Here is a 16,102-nt window from a genome sequence, read left to right on the forward strand (position 1 = left end):
ATTATCCATAATTTATTTTATTTATTGTGATTTAATAATGAATATATTTTTTTAATTTTTTTTTAAAATTCGATTTTTTTATTGTTTGAACATTTAAGTTATTTAAAAAATATTTCCATTTTTTTGATCCTTTTTTTCCGTAAAAAATTCCATTTATATGACGTGTAATAGATTTTATAGGTGTATTTTTTTTTATTTCTTTATTGATATATTTAAACATATGAAATAAAATTTTTTTAATTGTTAATTTTTTATTTTTTTCAGAAAATATTTTTTGATCTATTTCTTTTAAAATTAAAGGATTTTTATATACTTCTCTTCCAATCATAACTCCATCAACTTTTTTAAGATGATTTTTTATTTCTTTAATAGATTTAATTCCACCATTAATAATAAATTTTAAATCAGGAAAATCTTTTTTTAATTTATAGATATAATTATATTTTAATGGAGGAATATTGCGGTTTTCTTTGGGATTAAATTTATTAAGAATAGCGTTTCTAGCGTGAATAATGAAAATTTTGCATAATTTATTTTGAGATATTTCATAAATAAAATTACTTAAAAAATTGTATGTATTATTATTATTAAAACCTATTCTTGTTTTAATACTTACAGGAATTGGAACAGATTTTTTTATTAAATCTAAAGATTCTAATATAATTTGAGTATGTTTCATTAAAACTACTCCTAAATTATTTTTTATCATTGATAAAGAAGGACATCCAATATTTAAGTTAATTTCATTATATTTTTTTTTATATGCTATTTTTGCACATTTAGCTATATCTTTAGGTTGATTTCCTATTATTTGTAATGAAATTTTTTTTTCTGGATCTTTATTTTTTCTTAGTTTAAATTTTTTATTTAAAATATTTTGAGTGGTTATCATTTCTGTATATAGAAATGCATTTTTTATTAATAATCTATGAAAGTATCTACAGTGTCTGTCTGTATAATTAAACATTGGAGCTACACAAAAACGTTTATTTTTCATTTATTTAAAAAATAATCTTTTAATATAATTAAATTAATTATAAAGTATTTATTTATTAAAGATAGTTTTATTAAAATATTTTTTATATTGGAGATATATTAATATGGCAAGTCGTGGAGTTAATAAAGTTATTTTAATAGGATATCTTGGACAGGATCCAGATATTCGATACATGACAAATGGATCAGCAGTAGCAAATATTAATATAGCTACTTCAGAGAGTTGGAAAGATAAAAATACAGGAGAAATTAGAGAAAAAACTGAATGGCATAAAGTAGTTTTATTTGGAAAATTAGCTGAAATTACAGGAGAATATTTAAAAAAAGGATCTCAAGTATATATTGAAGGATCTTTACAGACTAGAAAATGGAAAGATCAAAACAATTTAGAACGGTATACAACAGAAATTATTGTAAATATTAATGGATCTATGCAAATGCTTGGTAGTAGACAAAATAAATTTAATATAGATCAATCTGATGATAAAAAAAAATTTTCTAAGAAAAATTCGTTATCAAAAACTAAAACAAATATTAAACAAAATTCTAATAAAAATTTATTGTTAGACGATGAATCAAATATAGATTTTGAAGATGACATTCCTTTTTAAAAATTTTTTTGATATTAAGTTTAATTAGAATTTTTACTTTCGTATAATTAGATTATTTAATATTTTAATCTAAGATTACGAAAGTTTTTTATAAGATATTTTTTTCAAATATATATTTTTTCTTGAATAAATTTTAAAAATATATTACAAAAATCATTTAAATGAGAAATAAAAGGAGCATGATTAGATTTTTTTATAATATAAGAGTTATTATCATGTAATAAATTATTTAATAAATATGAAATTTTTATTGGAACTATAGAATCTAATTCTCCATATATTCTTAAAGTTGGAATTTTAATTTTTTGAATAACATTTCTTAAATCAATTTTTTTTAATATTTTTATATTGAATTTAATAGAAGAAATATTAGGTTTGGTTATAGAAAGCACTTTTTTTTTTAATTGTTGAATATTTTTTTTATTTGCTTTATTTTTTTGTAGATTTATAAAGTTTTTTATAGATTTTTTATAATTATAAATTAGTTCTGTTTTTAATTTTTTAATTTGAGTAAATTTCATTCCTGGCCAAAATTTTTTTTTTAGAAAACATGGAGAAGATGAAATAGTAACTAATAAAATAATTTTTTCTGGAATTTTTATAGTTAATAAAGTTGATAATATACCACCTAACGACCATCCTATTAATATAGAATTATATGGAATTTGAGATATTTTTTTGTGAATATAGTTATTTAATTCTATATAAAAATTATTTTTTATATTTGGATTAGGAAGATTAATTGTATGTATATTAAAATATTTTTTTAATTTTTTTTTTAAAAAAAACCATATTTTTTTATTAAATCCAAGTCCATATATAAGTACTAAATTGATTTTTTTTTTATTCATAATATATGATTTTATTATTTTTTAATTTATAATATTTTTTTTTTAAATATAAAATTTATATATTTTATTATATATTTTAATTAAATATATATTTAATTTAATTTTTAATATAAGATTAAGTTTATTAATAAATAAAAATTTATATTCTTATGATCAAAATTTCTGAAAATGCACAAAAATATATTTATAAATTATTATCTAAAAAAAAAAAAAATACACATATAAAAATTTTTGTAATAAATCCAGGTACTGAAAAAGCAGAATGTGAAATAGAATATTTATATCAAAAAAATGTAAATAAAAAATATAAAAAATTTAAATTTACAAAATTTAATGTTTATATAAAAAAAATTCATATACCTTTTTTAAGAAGTTCTGAAATAAAATTAATACAAAATAATTTAAATTTTGAATTAATTTTAAGATCTCCTTATATAAAAAAAAATGTTAAAAGTAGTTTTACATCTTTTGAAGAAAAAATTAATTATTTTATAGAAATGAATATAAATCCATTTTTGTATTCACATGGTGGAAAAATTATTTTAATTCAAGTGAATAAGAAAAAAGAAGTAATAATTAAATTTCAAGGTGGTTGTAATGGATGTTCTATGGTAAGTTCTACTTTAAAAAATATGGTTGAGAAACGTTTACTTGATGAGTTTCCTAGTCTTACTTTAGTACGCGATATTACTGATCATAAACCAAATATATATTCTTATTATTAAGAAAATAAAAGAATTAAAGTAACAAAAATAAAATTAAAAATTATATTATTTTAAATAATTAAAAATGATTTTAATGAGAATCTGTTATTTCTCCTCTTAAATTTTTTTTAATTTTTTGTTTAATTAAATTAAAAGAAAAATTTTGACTAAATAAGAAATGTAATTTTGTAATTGCAGCTTCAAGAGTTAAATCTTTTCCGCTAATAATTCCTGAATTAAAAAGAGTATTTCCAGTAAAATAATTTTTCATATTTACTGTTCCTGAAAAACATTGAGTAAGATTTAATATAATAATTTTTTTTTGTATGGCTTTATGTAATTGTATTAAAAATTTTTTATTTTGAGGAGCGTTACCTGTTCCATATGTATATAAAATTAAACCCTTAGTGGGTTTTAATAGACAGTTTTTGATAATTTTATTAGAAATTCCTGGATATATTGTAAGTACATTAATTGGTTGAGATGCAATATTATGAACAATTAAATTTTCATTTTTTGTATTTAAAACATTTTTTTTAATATATTGAATATTTATTCCTATTTTTAATAAAGGATTTAAATTAGGTGAAGAAAATGCATTTAATTTATTTGCATGCATTTTTGTAGTTCTGTTACCTCTATATAATTTATTATGAAAAAATAATGTTACTTCATGAATAGGATAGTGTGCTGCAATGAATAAAGAATTAAGTAAATTTTTACGACCATCAGATTTTATTTCAGAAAGAGGAATTTGAGATCCTGTAATGATAATTGGTTTATTTAGATTTTCTAAAATAAAAGATAAAGCTGAAGCAGTATAAGACATAGTGTCTGTACCGTGTAAAATTATAAATCCATCATATTTTTTATAATTTTTTTGAATATCATATGCAATATTTGTCCAATTTTGAGGTGTTATATTAGATGAATCTATAAGTGGTTGATATTCATTAATTGTAAATGTAGGAATTTCTTTTTTATAAAATTCTGGTATATTTTTTATTTGTTTTTGTAAAAAACCTGAAATAGGAATATATCCTTTATGAGATTTTTTCATTCCAATAGTACCACCAGTATATGCTATATAGATTTTTTTTTTCATATGTTGTATTAAAAAAAGAAAGAATTTAAACTTATCATATTTTTAAAATAAAATTTTTATTGAACTTTTATAAAGAAATTAAACTTTATAAAATAATTTTTTGACAATATTATAAAATATCATACACTATATTGAATTTTATTTATATAATTTATAGTTATTAAAAAAATTCTGATAAAATATATAAGAGAAAATATTGAATTAATGAATACACATATAATATTAAATAAAAATAATTTATTAAAAATTAAAAAAAGACGTACTTTTGCTATTATTTCTCATCCAGATTCAGGAAAAACTACTGTTACAGAAAAATTTTTATTATTAAGTAAAATTATTCATCAAGCTGGAACAATTAAATCAAAAAAATCTAAAAAATATGCTAAATCGGATTGGATGGAAATTGAAAAAAAAAGAGGAATTTCAGTTACTACTTCTGTAATTCAATTTTCTTATTTAAAACATTATTTAAATTTATTAGATACACCTGGACATGAAGATTTTTCTGAAGATACATATAGAGTACTTACAGCAGTAGATTCATGTTTAATGATTATTGATGCTTCTAAAAGTGTAGAAAAAAGAACAAAAAAATTAATTAAAGTAGCTCGTTTAAAAAAAATTCCAATTATTACTTTTATTAATAAATTAGATCGAAATACGCATGAATTTATAAAAATTTTAGATGATATTGAAAATAAATTAAAAATTTTTTGTATACCTATGACTTGGCCTATTGGTAGTGGAAAAAACTTTAAAGGTATTTTTAATTTTTATAATCATAAAGTTTTTTTATATTTTAAAGATTTTAAAACAGGTAATTTTAATTCAATAAAAGAAATTTCAATTATAGATTCTGTTAATTTAAAAAAATATTTAAGTAAAACAGAAATTTTTATTTTATTAGAAGATTTAGATTTAATTAAATCATATTATCATAAATTTAACAAAAAACGATTTTTAAGAGGATTAGACACACCAATATTTTTTGGAAGTGCGTTAAATAATTTTGGTTTAAGTAATGTTTTAGATGGATTAATTAAATGGGGTCCATATCCAAAATATAGAATTAGTAATTTTAGAAAAATTTATTCAGTAGAAAAAAAATTTTCAGGTTTTGTTTTTAAAATTCAAGCTAACATGAATTTAAGACATCATGATAGAGTCGCTTTTATACGTATAGTTTCTGGAAAATATATCAAAGGTATGAAAATTTTTCATGTTCGTACGAAGAAATTTAGAATTATAAATGACGCTATGAATTTTATTGCTGGAGAAAGATTTATTATTAATAAAGGTTATCCTGGAGATATCATTGGAATATATAGTAGAGGAAATATTAAAATCGGAGATACTTTTACAGAAGGAGAAAATATTGAATTTTCTGAAATTCCAAAGTTTGCACCAGATTTTTTTAAATGTATTTGTTTAAAAAATTCATTTAAACAAAAAACATTATTGCGTGGATTAAAACAACTTTCAGAAGAAGGTGTAGTTCATGTGTTTAAACCGATGATAGATAATTCTTTAATATTAGGAGTTATAGGTAATTTACAGTTTGATGTGGTGTTAGAAAGATTAAAAATAGAATATAACGTTTTGGCAAGTTATAAAAATACTAATATTTCTCATATTCGATGGATTGATTCAGATAATATTAAATTATTAGAAAAATTTAAAAATGAAAATTATTCTTCTTTAGCGTATGATTATGATAATTCTATAGTTTATTTTTCTACAAGTTTATTTAAACTAAATATTATTATTTCAAAATATAAATATATAAAGTTTTTAAAAGTGAAATAAAATTTCAAAATAAATTCTTTAAAAATAAAATAATTTTTATAAATTACATTAAATTTTTATGAGTAAATTTATTGAAATAATTTTTAAAATTTTCTTAATAAATATTAATTTAAATTTATATAAACTCAATAATTATAAAATTTATATTGTATAAATATATTTTTAATATTTTTATAAAATAAATTTATTAAAAAAAATTTTTTTTAAGATTAATGTATGAATTTTTAAAATTATTTAAATTGTTAGAAAATTTTACGCAGAATTTTTTAAAAGAATTTAAAAACAATTTAAAATTTATAAGAAATTAATACTAATAGTAAATTTATTTTTAAAGATATATCTTTTTTCAAAGATAAAAAAATAGTAATTTTTTGTATTTGAAATACTTATATATTTAAAAATTTTTTAATAGAATTTAAATTTTTTTTATAGAAAATTTTTAAAAAAATTAAAATTTTAAATTTTTTAGAGCATGTTTTTTTTAGAATAAATATTTTAAGTAATTTTTATAAAAAATATATTAAAAAAAATATATTATATAATTCATTTAATTATTGTATATATTTTTTATGAAAAAAATTTTTTAAATAATAAAATTGTATTTATTTTTATACAAAATAATAAGAATAATTTTAAATAATGATTAATATAAATTTTATAGATTAGTGATAAGAATAAATAAAATTGTATGTATATTAAAACAATAAAAAAAATTATTTAACAAAATATTTTTTTATATAATTTTAAAAAAAAATTTTATTAAAAAATTTTATAATTTTTTATCTTTTTTAAATTTTTAATTTTAAATTGAATATTTAATATTTAAAAAATTTTGGTGAGAAAGGGATTCGAACCCTTGATACAATTTCTTGTATACACGCTTTCCAGGCGTGCTCCTTAATCCTCTCGGACATCTCACCTATATATTTTATATCTATTTATTAGTTTAGTTTAAAAAAAAAAAACGTCAAGAGTTTTATATGGAAATTTTAATTAATAAAATTTGTATTCTTTATAAGAAAATTTAAAGTATATAAATATATATAAATTTAAAAATTTTTAATATATAAATAAGTTTATTTGTGAGAATTATTTATTTTTAAAATAAATTTTATATTTTATAATAATAAAATTTATAATATTCTTTCCTTATTAATTTTATAGATCAATAAATATGAAAAAAAAAGATAATTTATTTTTAATAGGTCCTATGGGTGCAGGAAAAAGCACAGTAGGAAGATATCTAGCTCAGAAACTTAAAATGAAATTTTATGATTCAGATCAAGAAATTGAAAAAAGAACTGGAGCGGACATAAATTGGGTATTTGATGTAGAAGGTGAAATAGGTTTTAGAAAACGAGAATCACGTATTATTTATGAATTAACTAATAAAAAAGGAATTGTTTTAGCGACAGGAGGAGGTTCTGTGATTTCTAGCAAAAATAGGAAATATTTATCTTCTCGTGGAATAGTAATTTATTTAAATATTACTATTATGAAACAGCTAGTTAGAACTAGAAAAAATAATAATAGACCGTTACTGCAAAATTCAGATTCTATACAACGTACTTTAGAAGATTTAGCTAAAGAACGTAATCATTTTTATAAAAGTATATCTGATATAATTATTAATGCAGATAATTATAGTCCTCATAAAATAGTTCACAATATAATTCGATCATTAAATTTATAAATATTTTATAAATGAGACAAATATGTTAAAAAAATTTATAGTAAATTTAAAAAAAAATAAATATCCAATTATTATTGGTTATAAATTGTTTAATAAAGATTACATTTTAAAATATTTTAAACACAAAAAAAAATATATTGTAATTACCAATAATACATTACTTAATTTGTGGAAAAAATATTTTTATAAATATTTAAAAAAAAGTCATATCTTTGTTGATATAATATCTATACCTGATGGAGAAAATTATAAATCTTTAAATGAAGTTAATAATATTATTACACGTCTTTTAACTAAAAATTATGGAAGAGATTCTATTTTAATAGCATTTGGAGGAGGTGTAATAGGAGATTTAACAGGGTTTATAGCATCTATTTATCAAAGAGGTATTGAATTTATTCAAATTCCTACTACTTTATTAGCTCAAGTAGACGCTTCTGTGGGTGGTAAAACAGGAGTAAATCATAATTTAGGAAAAAATATGATTGGTTCTTTTTGGCAACCAAAATATGTAATTATTGATTTATTTTTTTTATTTAGTCTACCCAAAAAAGAATTTTTATCTGGATTTTCAGAAGTAATTAAATATGCTGTTATTTTTGATAAAAAATTTTTTTCTTGGATTGAAAATAATTTTAATAAATTAAAAAATTTAGATAAAAATACTTTATTATATTGTATTTATAAATGTTGTAAATTAAAAGCAAAGATTGTCTTATTAGATGAAAAAGAAAAAAATTGTAGAGCTTTATTAAATTTAGGTCATACTTATGGTCATGCTATTGAATCATATATGAATTATAAAAATTTATTACATGGAGAAGCTGTTTCTATGGGTATTGTACTTGCATTAGAAACTTCTTATATAATAGGTATTTTAAAAAAAAATGTATTACATAGAATTATTAAATTATTAAAATGTTTTAACTTACCTGTATTACCTCCAAAAAATATGCCTGCATTAAGTTATATTTTATATATGAAAAAAGATAAAAAAAATATTTTAAGTAAAATTAGATTAGTTTTACCATCTCATATTGGTTTAGTAAAAATTTATAATAATATTAGTCAAGAAATTATTATTTCTGCTATAAAAAAAACATTACAAAGAAAATATTAAAATATTTTATTTAATGATTAAATCTTTATAAAATTTATTGATATGGTTATTTAAAATTATGAATAAAATACTTATATCACCTTCTATTTTGTCAGCAAATTTTTCTATTTTAGGAAAAGAAATAAAAAATGTTTTACAAGCTGGTGCAGATATGATTCATTTTGATGTTATGGATAATCACTATGTTCCAAATTTAACTTTTGGTCCGATAGTTTTAGAATCTATAAGAAAATATCCTATTTCAGCACCGATTGATGTGCATATTATGGCTAAACCAGTAGATAATTTAATTCCATTATTCGCTCAAGCGGGAGCTAATTTTATTACTGTTCATCCTGAATCTACGTATCATTTAGATAGAACTTTAGGTATTATTAAAGAAAATGGTTGTAAAGTAGGGTTAGCTATTAACCCTTCTGTATCTATTAATGTTATAGATCACGTTATAGATAAATTAGACTTAATTTTATTAATGTCTGTAAATCCTGGTTTTTCTAAACAAATTTTTATTGAGAATACTTTTAAAAAAATTTTTGAATTAAAAAAAAAAATAAATTTAACAAAAAAAAAAATATATATTTCTGTAGATGGTGGAGTAAAATTTTGTCATATTAAACCTTTAATAAAATCTGGAGTAAATATTTTAGTTATAGGATCTTATATATTTGATAATATAAATTCTAAATTTATTGTAAAAAAAATTAAACACGAAATAAATAATTTTAAAAATATTTCTGTAGTTTAAAGATTATAATTGAGTACATAAAAACTAATGAAAAAAAAAAAAATAACAGTGTTTAGTGCAATTCAACCTTCAGGTAATTTAACTATAGGAAATTATATTAGTGTATTAAAACATTGGAAAAACATGCAAAATAAATATAAATGTATTTTTTGTATAGCAGATTTACATTCATTAACTTCTATTAAAAAAAAAAATTTTTCATATAAGAAATCTATTTTAGATACTTTAGCTTTATATTTAGCATGTGGAGTAAATCCTAATAAAAGTATTGTTTTTATACAGTCTTTAGTTCATGAACATTCAGAATTAAATTGGATATTAAATTGTCAAACATATTATCAAGAATTAATTAGAATGACTCAATTTAAAACTAAAACAAAAAAGATAAAAAAAAAAATTAATACCGGTTTATTGAATTATCCTACTTTAATGGCAGCAGATATTTTATTATATCAAACAGATAAAGTACATGTAGGTCAAGATCAAAAACAACATATTGAATTAACTAGAAATCTAGCTATACGTTTTAATACTCATTATGGAAAGGTTTTTAAACTACCTGAAATTTTCATGTTTCAAATTGGTTCTAAAATTATGTCTTTACTTGATCCAAATAAAAAAATGTCTAAATCTGATTTAAATCAAAAGAATGTAATTTATTTATTAGAAAATTTAAACGAAATATTTAATAAAATTAAATCTTCTATTACAGATTCAGATAATCCTCCTAAAATTTTATATGATTCTATAAAAAAACCAGGTTTATCAAATTTATTAATTATTTTATCTGCTTTAAGTGAAAAATCTATATTTGAAATAGAAGATTATTTTTTAGGAAAATCTTATTTTGAATTAAAGAAAGAAGTTTTTAATATTATAAAGAAACATTTAACAAAAATTCAAAAAAAATTTTTTATTTATAGAAATAATAAATCTTATTTAATAAATATAGCACATGAAGGAGCAAAAAAAGCTTCTATTATAGCAAGAAAAACTCTTAATCAAGTTTATAAAAATTTAGGTTTTTTAAAAAAAAAATATTTATAATGTATTTTTTAAATTTTTATAAATTTTTTATGTTTTATTTTAAAAATTTTATTTTGTTTTAAATAATTTTTTATATTTTTAAAAATGATAAAAATTTATAAATATAATTAAATATTATTAATAATTTTTAAAGATGATTTTATCATTACAGAAATTATGATAAATATTAAAATTATTTTTATTGTTTTTGAATATAAAAAAAAGAAAATAATTAAAAATATTATATTTATATAATTTATTTTAAAACTTTTAATTATATTAATAGATTTGAAAAATGTAATAGTATTTTTAGAAATTTAACAAAAAAATAAATTTAATTGAAATTAAAAATAAAAAATTAAACAATAATATATAACAATATAGTTTTTTATTATAAATTTTTATTTATAGAATATTTTTTTAAAATACAATTAAATTAATGAAATTAATATTTTTTATAAGATAAATTTAATTATATAAATAAAATTAATTATATAATGTAAATCATTTTTATAAAAATGTATTAGTAATTTGTAAATTGTTGTAAATAAAATACTGAAAACGCTAAAAATAAGTTTATTAAAAACATTTTTTTATGCGTTTTTTTTATATAAAATTTTCATTAAAAATTTATTAATTTATAAAAAATTATTTCATTTATTAAATTTAATAAAAAATATGAAATTAGGAAATAATTTAATTTTTTGAAAATATATTTTTTTAATTAAATAAAATAATAAAAATAAAGTAAGATTAAAAAAATTTTAAAAATTTTTTATTTAAAAGATATTAATTAGTATTTTTATATTTAAAAAATTAAATATATTATTATTTGAAGAAATAAATATTTTTAAAGAATTATTAAAATTATATGTGATGAGATTTTTATTATAATTAAAATAATTATTTATTTTTTTTTAAAAAAAAAATAAAGATAAGTAATTTAAATATAATTTTTTTTTTATATATTATAATTAATTAATAAATTTAAATAAATAATTTTAAAATTTTAAAATTATTATTTTATTTAAAAATATATTTATTTTTATATATAAATATTTCAATTAAATTTTATATTTTCATATGTTGAAGAATAACTTTTAAAGTTTATATTTTTTTAAAGTTAAATTATAAATTTACAATATCAATGTATTTTATAAATAAAATAAACAAAAATTATTATATAATTATGTTTTAAATTTAAAAATAATTTTATTTAGGAGAATTATTTGATTTATACATTAATAGTAAAAGGTCCTGCATATGGTAAAGAAAATTCTATAAGTGCTTTATTTTTTGCTAAAGCTTTGATATCTAACAATAAACATATTTTAAAAAGTATTTTTTTTTATTGTGATGGTGTTTTAAATGCAAATAAATTTTTATCACCTGCAAAAAATGAATATGATATAAGAAAAAAATGGTGTGTTTTTAGTTTGAAAAATCAAGTTAGATTAAATGTTTGTTTTAGTGCAGCATTAAGACGTGGTATTATTGGTATAAAAGAAACATGTAATCAGAAAATTTTAGATGGAAATTTAGATATTTTTTTTAAAATTTCTAGTTTAGAAAATTTATCTCGAGATATACAAAATTCTGATAGAGTAATACAGTTTTAACAATATTAATAGATTTGAAAAAAAAACTTATATGAAAAAAATAGCATTAATTTTTTCTTATTCTCCTTATGGAAATAGTTTTAGTCAAGAAGGATTAGATCTTTTGATTTCTTTAACTGGATATACAAATCGAATTGGAGTTTTTTTTATTGGAGATGGTATTTTAAATTGTATAAAAAAACAAAAATCAAAAAAAATTTATTTTTTAAATTATACCAAAAGATTTAAGATATTAAATTTTTTAGGAATTAAAAGATTTTATTGTAATATTTCTACTCTAAAAAGTAGAGGTTTATTTGGTATAAAAAATTTTTTTTTAAAAATAAATATTTTAAGTGATATTAATTTTAAAAATGAATTATGTACTTTTGATCATATTATAAATTTTTAAGGATAAAAATGTTACATACGTTCATTAACTCTCCTTTTAAAAGTGATTTTTTATTATTTTCTACAATAATTTCAAAAAAAGATGCTGTAGTTTTATTACAGGATGGTGTTTTATTAGCATTGAAAAATAATTATTTTTTACAAAAAAAATATTTTTATTTTAAAAATAATTACGTTTTAGTAAATGATTTAAAAGCTAGAGGAATTTTAAACTCTAAAGTATCTAATTTGTTTAATCCTATAAATTATATTGATTTTGTTGATTTAACTGAAATACATAAACAACAAATTATTTGGTAAATAATTTATTTAATTTAATAAAAATATGATTAAAAATTTTAAAATTAGGAATTTATTATGACAACAATTAATCAATTAGTTCGTAAACCTAGATTAAAAAAAAAATTTAAAAGTAATGTTCCTGCATTATCTAAATGTCCTCAAAAAAGAGGTGTTTGTTTGAGAGTTTATACTACTACTCCAAAAAAACCAAATTCTGCTTTAAGAAAGGTATGTAGAGTTCGTTTAACAAATGGATTAGAAGTCACTGCTTATATAGGAGGAGAAGGTCATAATTTGCAAGAACATTCTGTAATTTTAATTAGAGGAGGTCGTGTTAAAGATCTACCTGGAGTCAGATATCATATTGTTAGAGGTGCTTTAGATTGTGCTGGTGTAAAGGATCGTAAAAATGCACGTTCTAAGTATGGAGTTAAGAAGAAAAAAAATTAATTTTTAATTAATTGTGTTTTTTTTTAAATATATTGATATAAAAGGAAAATATATGCCTCGTCGTAAAGTTATTGGATCTAGAAAAATTTTACCAGATCCAAAATATTCATCTGAATTATTAAGTAAATTTATTAACATATTAATGGTAGATGGAAAAAAATCTATTTCTGAAGTGATTGTTTATAGTGCTTTAAAAATGTTATCTAAAAAAGTTGCAAAAAAACCATTAGATGCATTTGAAAATGCATTAGAACAAGTTCGTCCTGTTGTAGAAGTAAAATCTAGAAGAGTTGGGGGATCTACATATCAGGTACCTATAGAAGTTAGACCGGTTAGAAGAAATGCTTTAGCTATGAGATGGATAATTGAATCTGCTCGAAAAAGAAATGATAAATCTATGTCTCTTAGATTATTAAATGAATTATTAGATGCTATTTCTAATAAAGGTAATGCTGTTAAAAAAAAAGAAGATATGCATAAAACAGCAGAAGCGAATAAAGCTTTTGCGCATTATAGATGGTAAGTTTAATTTTAAATGAAAGGCAATAAAATGGCTCGTCTAACACCTATTATAAATTATAGAAATATTGGAATTAGCGCTCATATTGATGCAGGTAAAACAACTACAACAGAAAGAATTTTATTTTACACAGGTGTAAATCATAAAATTGGAGAAGTACATGATGGAGCTGCTACTATGGATTGGATGGAACAAGAACAAGAAAGAGGTATAACGATTACTTCAGCAGCTACTACAGCTTTTTGGTCTGGTATGGCGAATCAATATTCTTCTCATCGAATTAATATAATTGATACTCCAGGACATGTAGATTTTACAATTGAAGTAGAACGATCTATGCGAGTTTTAGATGGAGTAATTATGGTATATTGTGCTGTAGGAGGTGTTCAACCGCAATCTGAAACAGTTTGGAGACAAGCTAATAAATATAATGTTCCAAGATTAGCATTTATCAATAAAATGGATAGATTAGGTGCTAATTTTTTAAAAGTAGTACAACAAATTAAAAAACGTTTAGGTGCAAATCCTATTCCTATACAGTTATCTATAGGTTCAGAAGAAAATTTTATTGGAGTGATAGATTTAGTTAAAATGAAAGCAATTTATTGGAAAGATGAAGATCAAGGTGTAAGTTTTACCTATAAAGATATTCCTAAAGAATTATTAGAAGAATCTATGCATTGGAATCATAAAATTATAGAATTAGTAGCTGATTCTGATGAGTTTTTGATGGAAAAATATTTTAATGAAGAAAAATTTTCTGAACAAGAAATTAAAAATGTTTTAAGAAAAAAATCTTTAAATAATGAAATTGTTTTAGTGACTTGTGGATCGGCATTTAAAAATAAAGGTGTACAATCTTTATTAGATGCTGTGATTGATTATTTACCTTCTCCTATAGATGTTAATAATATATTAAATCAAAAAAAAAATACTCATGATTCTCATAAAAATCTTAAAAAATGTCAAGATCAAGACTCATTTTCTGCTTTAGCGTTTAAAATTTCTACTGATCCTTATGTAGGAAATTTAACTTTTTTTAGAGTATATTCTGGTATGATTTCTTCTGGAGATACTATTTTAAATTCTATAAAAAATAAACGTGAACGTGTAGGTAGAATAGTACAAATGCATGCAAATAAAAGAGAAGAAATTAAAAAAGTTTATTCTGGAGATATAGCAGCAGCTATTGGTTTAAAAGATGTTAGTACAGGAGATACTTTATGTGATCCAGAAAATCCAGTCATTTTAGAAAAAATGGAATTTCCAGAACCTGTAATTTCGATTGCTGTTGAACCAAAAACTAAAGTTGATCAAGAAAAAATGGGTGTTGCATTAAATAGATTAGCTAAAGAAGATCCATCATTTAAAGTTTCTACAGATATAGAGTCTAATCAAACAATTGTATCTGGTATGGGAGAATTACATTTAGAAATTATTATTGATCGTATGAAAAGAGAATTTAGTGTTGACGCTAATATAGGAAAACCACAAGTAGCGTATAGAGAGACGATTGGAATAGAAATTAAAAATATTGAAGGAAAATATATAAAACAATCTGGAGGTAGAGGACAATATGGACATGTAGTAATAGATATTTTTCCATTAAAGCCTGGTCAAGAAGGTTATCAATTTATTAATAAAATTAAAGGAGGAATTATTCCTGGAGAATATATTTCTGCAGTAAATAAAGGAATTCAGGAGCAATTAAAATTTGGACCTTTAGCTGGATATCCTGTAGTAGATATAGGAGTTATATTACATGACGGTTCTTATCATGATGTTGATTCTTCTGAAATCGCTTTTAAGTTAGCTGCTTCAATTGCATTTAAAAGTGCATTTAAAAAAGCAAAACCAATTTTATTAGAACCAATTATGTCTGTTGAAGTAGAGACACCTGAAATGTATATGGGAGATGTTATTGGAGATTTAAATAGACGTCGTGGAATAATTGAAAGTATGATGGATCAAGATTTAAGAAAAATTATTAAATCTTTAGTTCCACTTTCTGAAATGTTTGGATATGCTACTGATTTACGTTCACAAACTCAAGGTAGAGCTTCATATTCTATGGAATTTTTAAAATATGTTACAGCTCCATCTAATATTTCAAAAAAGATTCTTGAAAAAAAAAATAAATAATGTATATCATTAAGATAAATAAATTTTAATTTTCTGATAAGG

At 19.6% G+C, this 16,102-nt stretch carries 16 protein-coding genes and 1 tRNA gene; 13 read left to right on the forward strand and 4 right to left on the reverse strand.

The genetic code is table 11. The features are described 5' to 3' along the window. Positions 1 to 31: 31 nt before the first annotated feature. A complete protein-coding gene (gene dusA, locus LDP12_RS00520) occupies positions 32 to 997 on the reverse strand; it encodes a tRNA dihydrouridine(20/20a) synthase DusA (RefSeq protein WP_265226433.1) in 966 nt (321 codons plus the stop codon). Between the two features lie 103 nt (positions 998 to 1,100). On the opposite strand from dusA, the gene ssb reads away from it, so the two are divergent. Further along, positions 1,101 to 1,607 carry a single-stranded DNA-binding protein gene (gene ssb, locus LDP12_RS00525; RefSeq protein WP_265226434.1) on the forward strand — a complete coding sequence of 169 codons (507 nt, stop codon included), beginning with the start codon at positions 1,101 to 1,103 and terminating at the stop codon, positions 1,605 to 1,607. 104 nt (positions 1,608 to 1,711) lie between these two features. Here the strand turns inward: ssb and LDP12_RS00530 are convergent, their stop codons facing one another. Next, positions 1,712 to 2,458, reverse strand: a complete 747-nt coding sequence (locus LDP12_RS00530) for an alpha/beta fold hydrolase (protein ID WP_265226435.1) — start codon at positions 2,456 to 2,458, stop codon at positions 1,712 to 1,714. Positions 2,459 to 2,607: 149 nt separating this feature from the next. Between LDP12_RS00530 and LDP12_RS00535 the strand changes: the two genes are divergently transcribed. Continuing rightward, positions 2,608 to 3,183 (forward strand): NifU family protein, encoded by a 576-nt coding sequence (locus LDP12_RS00535; RefSeq protein ID WP_265226436.1) that lies wholly within the window; start codon positions 2,608 to 2,610, stop codon positions 3,181 to 3,183. A 70-nt stretch (positions 3,184 to 3,253) separates the two neighbouring features. Here the strand turns inward: LDP12_RS00535 and ansA are convergent, their stop codons facing one another. After that, complete coding sequence (ansA, locus tag LDP12_RS00540) at positions 3,254 to 4,267, reverse strand: asparaginase (protein WP_265226437.1); 1,014 nt, start codon at positions 4,265 to 4,267, stop codon at positions 3,254 to 3,256. A gap of 219 nt (positions 4,268 to 4,486) precedes the next feature. On the opposite strand from ansA, the gene LDP12_RS00545 reads away from it, so the two are divergent. Further along, positions 4,487 to 6,073, forward strand: coding sequence for a peptide chain release factor 3 (locus tag LDP12_RS00545; protein WP_414734427.1), 1,587 nt, complete (start codon positions 4,487 to 4,489; stop codon positions 6,071 to 6,073). Positions 6,074 to 6,906: 833 nt separating this feature from the next. Here the strand turns inward: LDP12_RS00545 and LDP12_RS00550 are convergent. Next, positions 6,907 to 6,993 (reverse strand) — tRNA-Ser (locus LDP12_RS00550). Positions 6,994 to 7,247: 254 nt separating this feature from the next. On the opposite strand from LDP12_RS00550, the gene aroK reads away from it, so the two are divergent. The 10 genes from aroK to fusA all read left to right on the forward strand — a co-directional run bounded on the left by aroK (position 7,248) and on the right by fusA (position 16,060). Then, positions 7,248 to 7,766, forward strand: coding sequence for a shikimate kinase AroK (gene aroK / locus LDP12_RS00555; RefSeq protein WP_265226439.1), 519 nt, complete (start codon positions 7,248 to 7,250; stop codon positions 7,764 to 7,766). 22 nt (positions 7,767 to 7,788) lie between these two features. Further along, positions 7,789 to 8,886 carry a 3-dehydroquinate synthase gene (aroB, locus tag LDP12_RS00560; RefSeq protein WP_265226440.1) on the forward strand — a complete coding sequence of 366 codons (1,098 nt, stop codon included), beginning with the start codon at positions 7,789 to 7,791 and terminating at the stop codon, positions 8,884 to 8,886. 58 nt (positions 8,887 to 8,944) lie between these two features. Beyond that, the gene (gene rpe, locus LDP12_RS00565) at positions 8,945 to 9,631 is read left to right on the forward strand and encodes a ribulose-phosphate 3-epimerase (RefSeq protein ID WP_265226441.1); all 687 of its coding nucleotides are present in this window, start codon (positions 8,945 to 8,947) and stop codon (positions 9,629 to 9,631) included. A 27-nt stretch (positions 9,632 to 9,658) separates the two neighbouring features. Beyond that, the gene (gene trpS / locus LDP12_RS00570; RefSeq protein ID WP_265226442.1) at positions 9,659 to 10,678 is read left to right on the forward strand and encodes a tryptophan--tRNA ligase; all 1,020 of its coding nucleotides are present in this window, start codon (positions 9,659 to 9,661) and stop codon (positions 10,676 to 10,678) included. A gap of 1,208 nt (positions 10,679 to 11,886) precedes the next feature. After that, positions 11,887 to 12,276 (forward strand): sulfurtransferase complex subunit TusD, encoded by a 390-nt coding sequence (gene tusD, locus LDP12_RS00575; protein ID WP_265226443.1) that lies wholly within the window; start codon positions 11,887 to 11,889, stop codon positions 12,274 to 12,276. A 31-nt stretch (positions 12,277 to 12,307) separates the two neighbouring features. After that, the gene (gene tusC / locus LDP12_RS00580) at positions 12,308 to 12,667 is read left to right on the forward strand and encodes a sulfurtransferase complex subunit TusC (RefSeq protein ID WP_265226444.1); all 360 of its coding nucleotides are present in this window, start codon (positions 12,308 to 12,310) and stop codon (positions 12,665 to 12,667) included. Between the two features lie 8 nt (positions 12,668 to 12,675). Beyond that, entirely contained in the window at positions 12,676 to 12,966 is a 291-nt protein-coding gene (gene tusB / locus LDP12_RS00585; protein ID WP_265226445.1) for a sulfurtransferase complex subunit TusB, read from the forward strand. Positions 12,967 to 13,023: 57 nt separating this feature from the next. Then, a complete protein-coding gene (gene rpsL / locus LDP12_RS00590; RefSeq protein WP_265226446.1) occupies positions 13,024 to 13,398 on the forward strand; it encodes a 30S ribosomal protein S12 in 375 nt (124 codons plus the stop codon). Positions 13,399 to 13,450: 52 nt separating this feature from the next. Next, on the forward strand, positions 13,451 to 13,921 hold the full coding sequence (gene rpsG / locus LDP12_RS00595; RefSeq protein ID WP_265226447.1) for a 30S ribosomal protein S7: 471 nt from the start codon (positions 13,451 to 13,453) through the stop codon (positions 13,919 to 13,921). 27 nt (positions 13,922 to 13,948) lie between these two features. Continuing rightward, positions 13,949 to 16,060 (forward strand): elongation factor G, encoded by a 2,112-nt coding sequence (gene fusA, locus LDP12_RS00600; RefSeq protein ID WP_265226553.1) that lies wholly within the window; start codon positions 13,949 to 13,951, stop codon positions 16,058 to 16,060. The last annotated feature ends 42 nt before the right edge of the window (positions 16,061 to 16,102 follow it).

Origin of the sequence: Buchnera aphidicola (Chaitophorus viminalis), assembly GCF_026122795.1 — a bacterium.
Taxonomy (GTDB): domain Bacteria; phylum Pseudomonadota; class Gammaproteobacteria; order Enterobacterales; family Enterobacteriaceae; genus Buchnera_J; species Buchnera_J aphidicola_BK.

Bases quoted from the DNA above. Each gene is read 5' to 3' on its own strand.
- dusA (WP_265226433.1), bottom strand. From the start codon at position 997: ATGAAAAATAAACGTTTTTGTGTAGCTCCAATGTTTAATTATACAGAC.
- ssb (WP_265226434.1), top strand. From the start codon at position 1,101: ATGGCAAGTCGTGGAGTTAATAAAGTTATTTTAATAGGATATCTTGGA.
- LDP12_RS00530 (WP_265226435.1), bottom strand. From the start codon at position 2,458: ATGAATAAAAAAAAAATCAATTTAGTACTTATATATGGACTTGGATTT.
- LDP12_RS00535 (WP_265226436.1), top strand. From the start codon at position 2,608: ATGATCAAAATTTCTGAAAATGCACAAAAATATATTTATAAATTATTA.
- ansA (WP_265226437.1), bottom strand. From the start codon at position 4,267: ATGAAAAAAAAAATCTATATAGCATATACTGGTGGTACTATTGGAATG.
- aroK (WP_265226439.1), top strand. From the start codon at position 7,248: ATGAAAAAAAAAGATAATTTATTTTTAATAGGTCCTATGGGTGCAGGA.
- aroB (WP_265226440.1), top strand. From the start codon at position 7,789: ATGTTAAAAAAATTTATAGTAAATTTAAAAAAAAATAAATATCCAATT.
- rpe (WP_265226441.1), top strand. From the start codon at position 8,945: ATGAATAAAATACTTATATCACCTTCTATTTTGTCAGCAAATTTTTCT.
- trpS (WP_265226442.1), top strand. From the start codon at position 9,659: ATGAAAAAAAAAAAAATAACAGTGTTTAGTGCAATTCAACCTTCAGGT.
- tusC (WP_265226444.1), top strand. From the start codon at position 12,308: ATGAAAAAAATAGCATTAATTTTTTCTTATTCTCCTTATGGAAATAGT.
- tusB (WP_265226445.1), top strand. From the start codon at position 12,676: ATGTTACATACGTTCATTAACTCTCCTTTTAAAAGTGATTTTTTATTA.
- rpsL (WP_265226446.1), top strand. From the start codon at position 13,024: ATGACAACAATTAATCAATTAGTTCGTAAACCTAGATTAAAAAAAAAA.
- rpsG (WP_265226447.1), top strand. From the start codon at position 13,451: ATGCCTCGTCGTAAAGTTATTGGATCTAGAAAAATTTTACCAGATCCA.
- fusA (WP_265226553.1), top strand. From the start codon at position 13,949: ATGGCTCGTCTAACACCTATTATAAATTATAGAAATATTGGAATTAGC.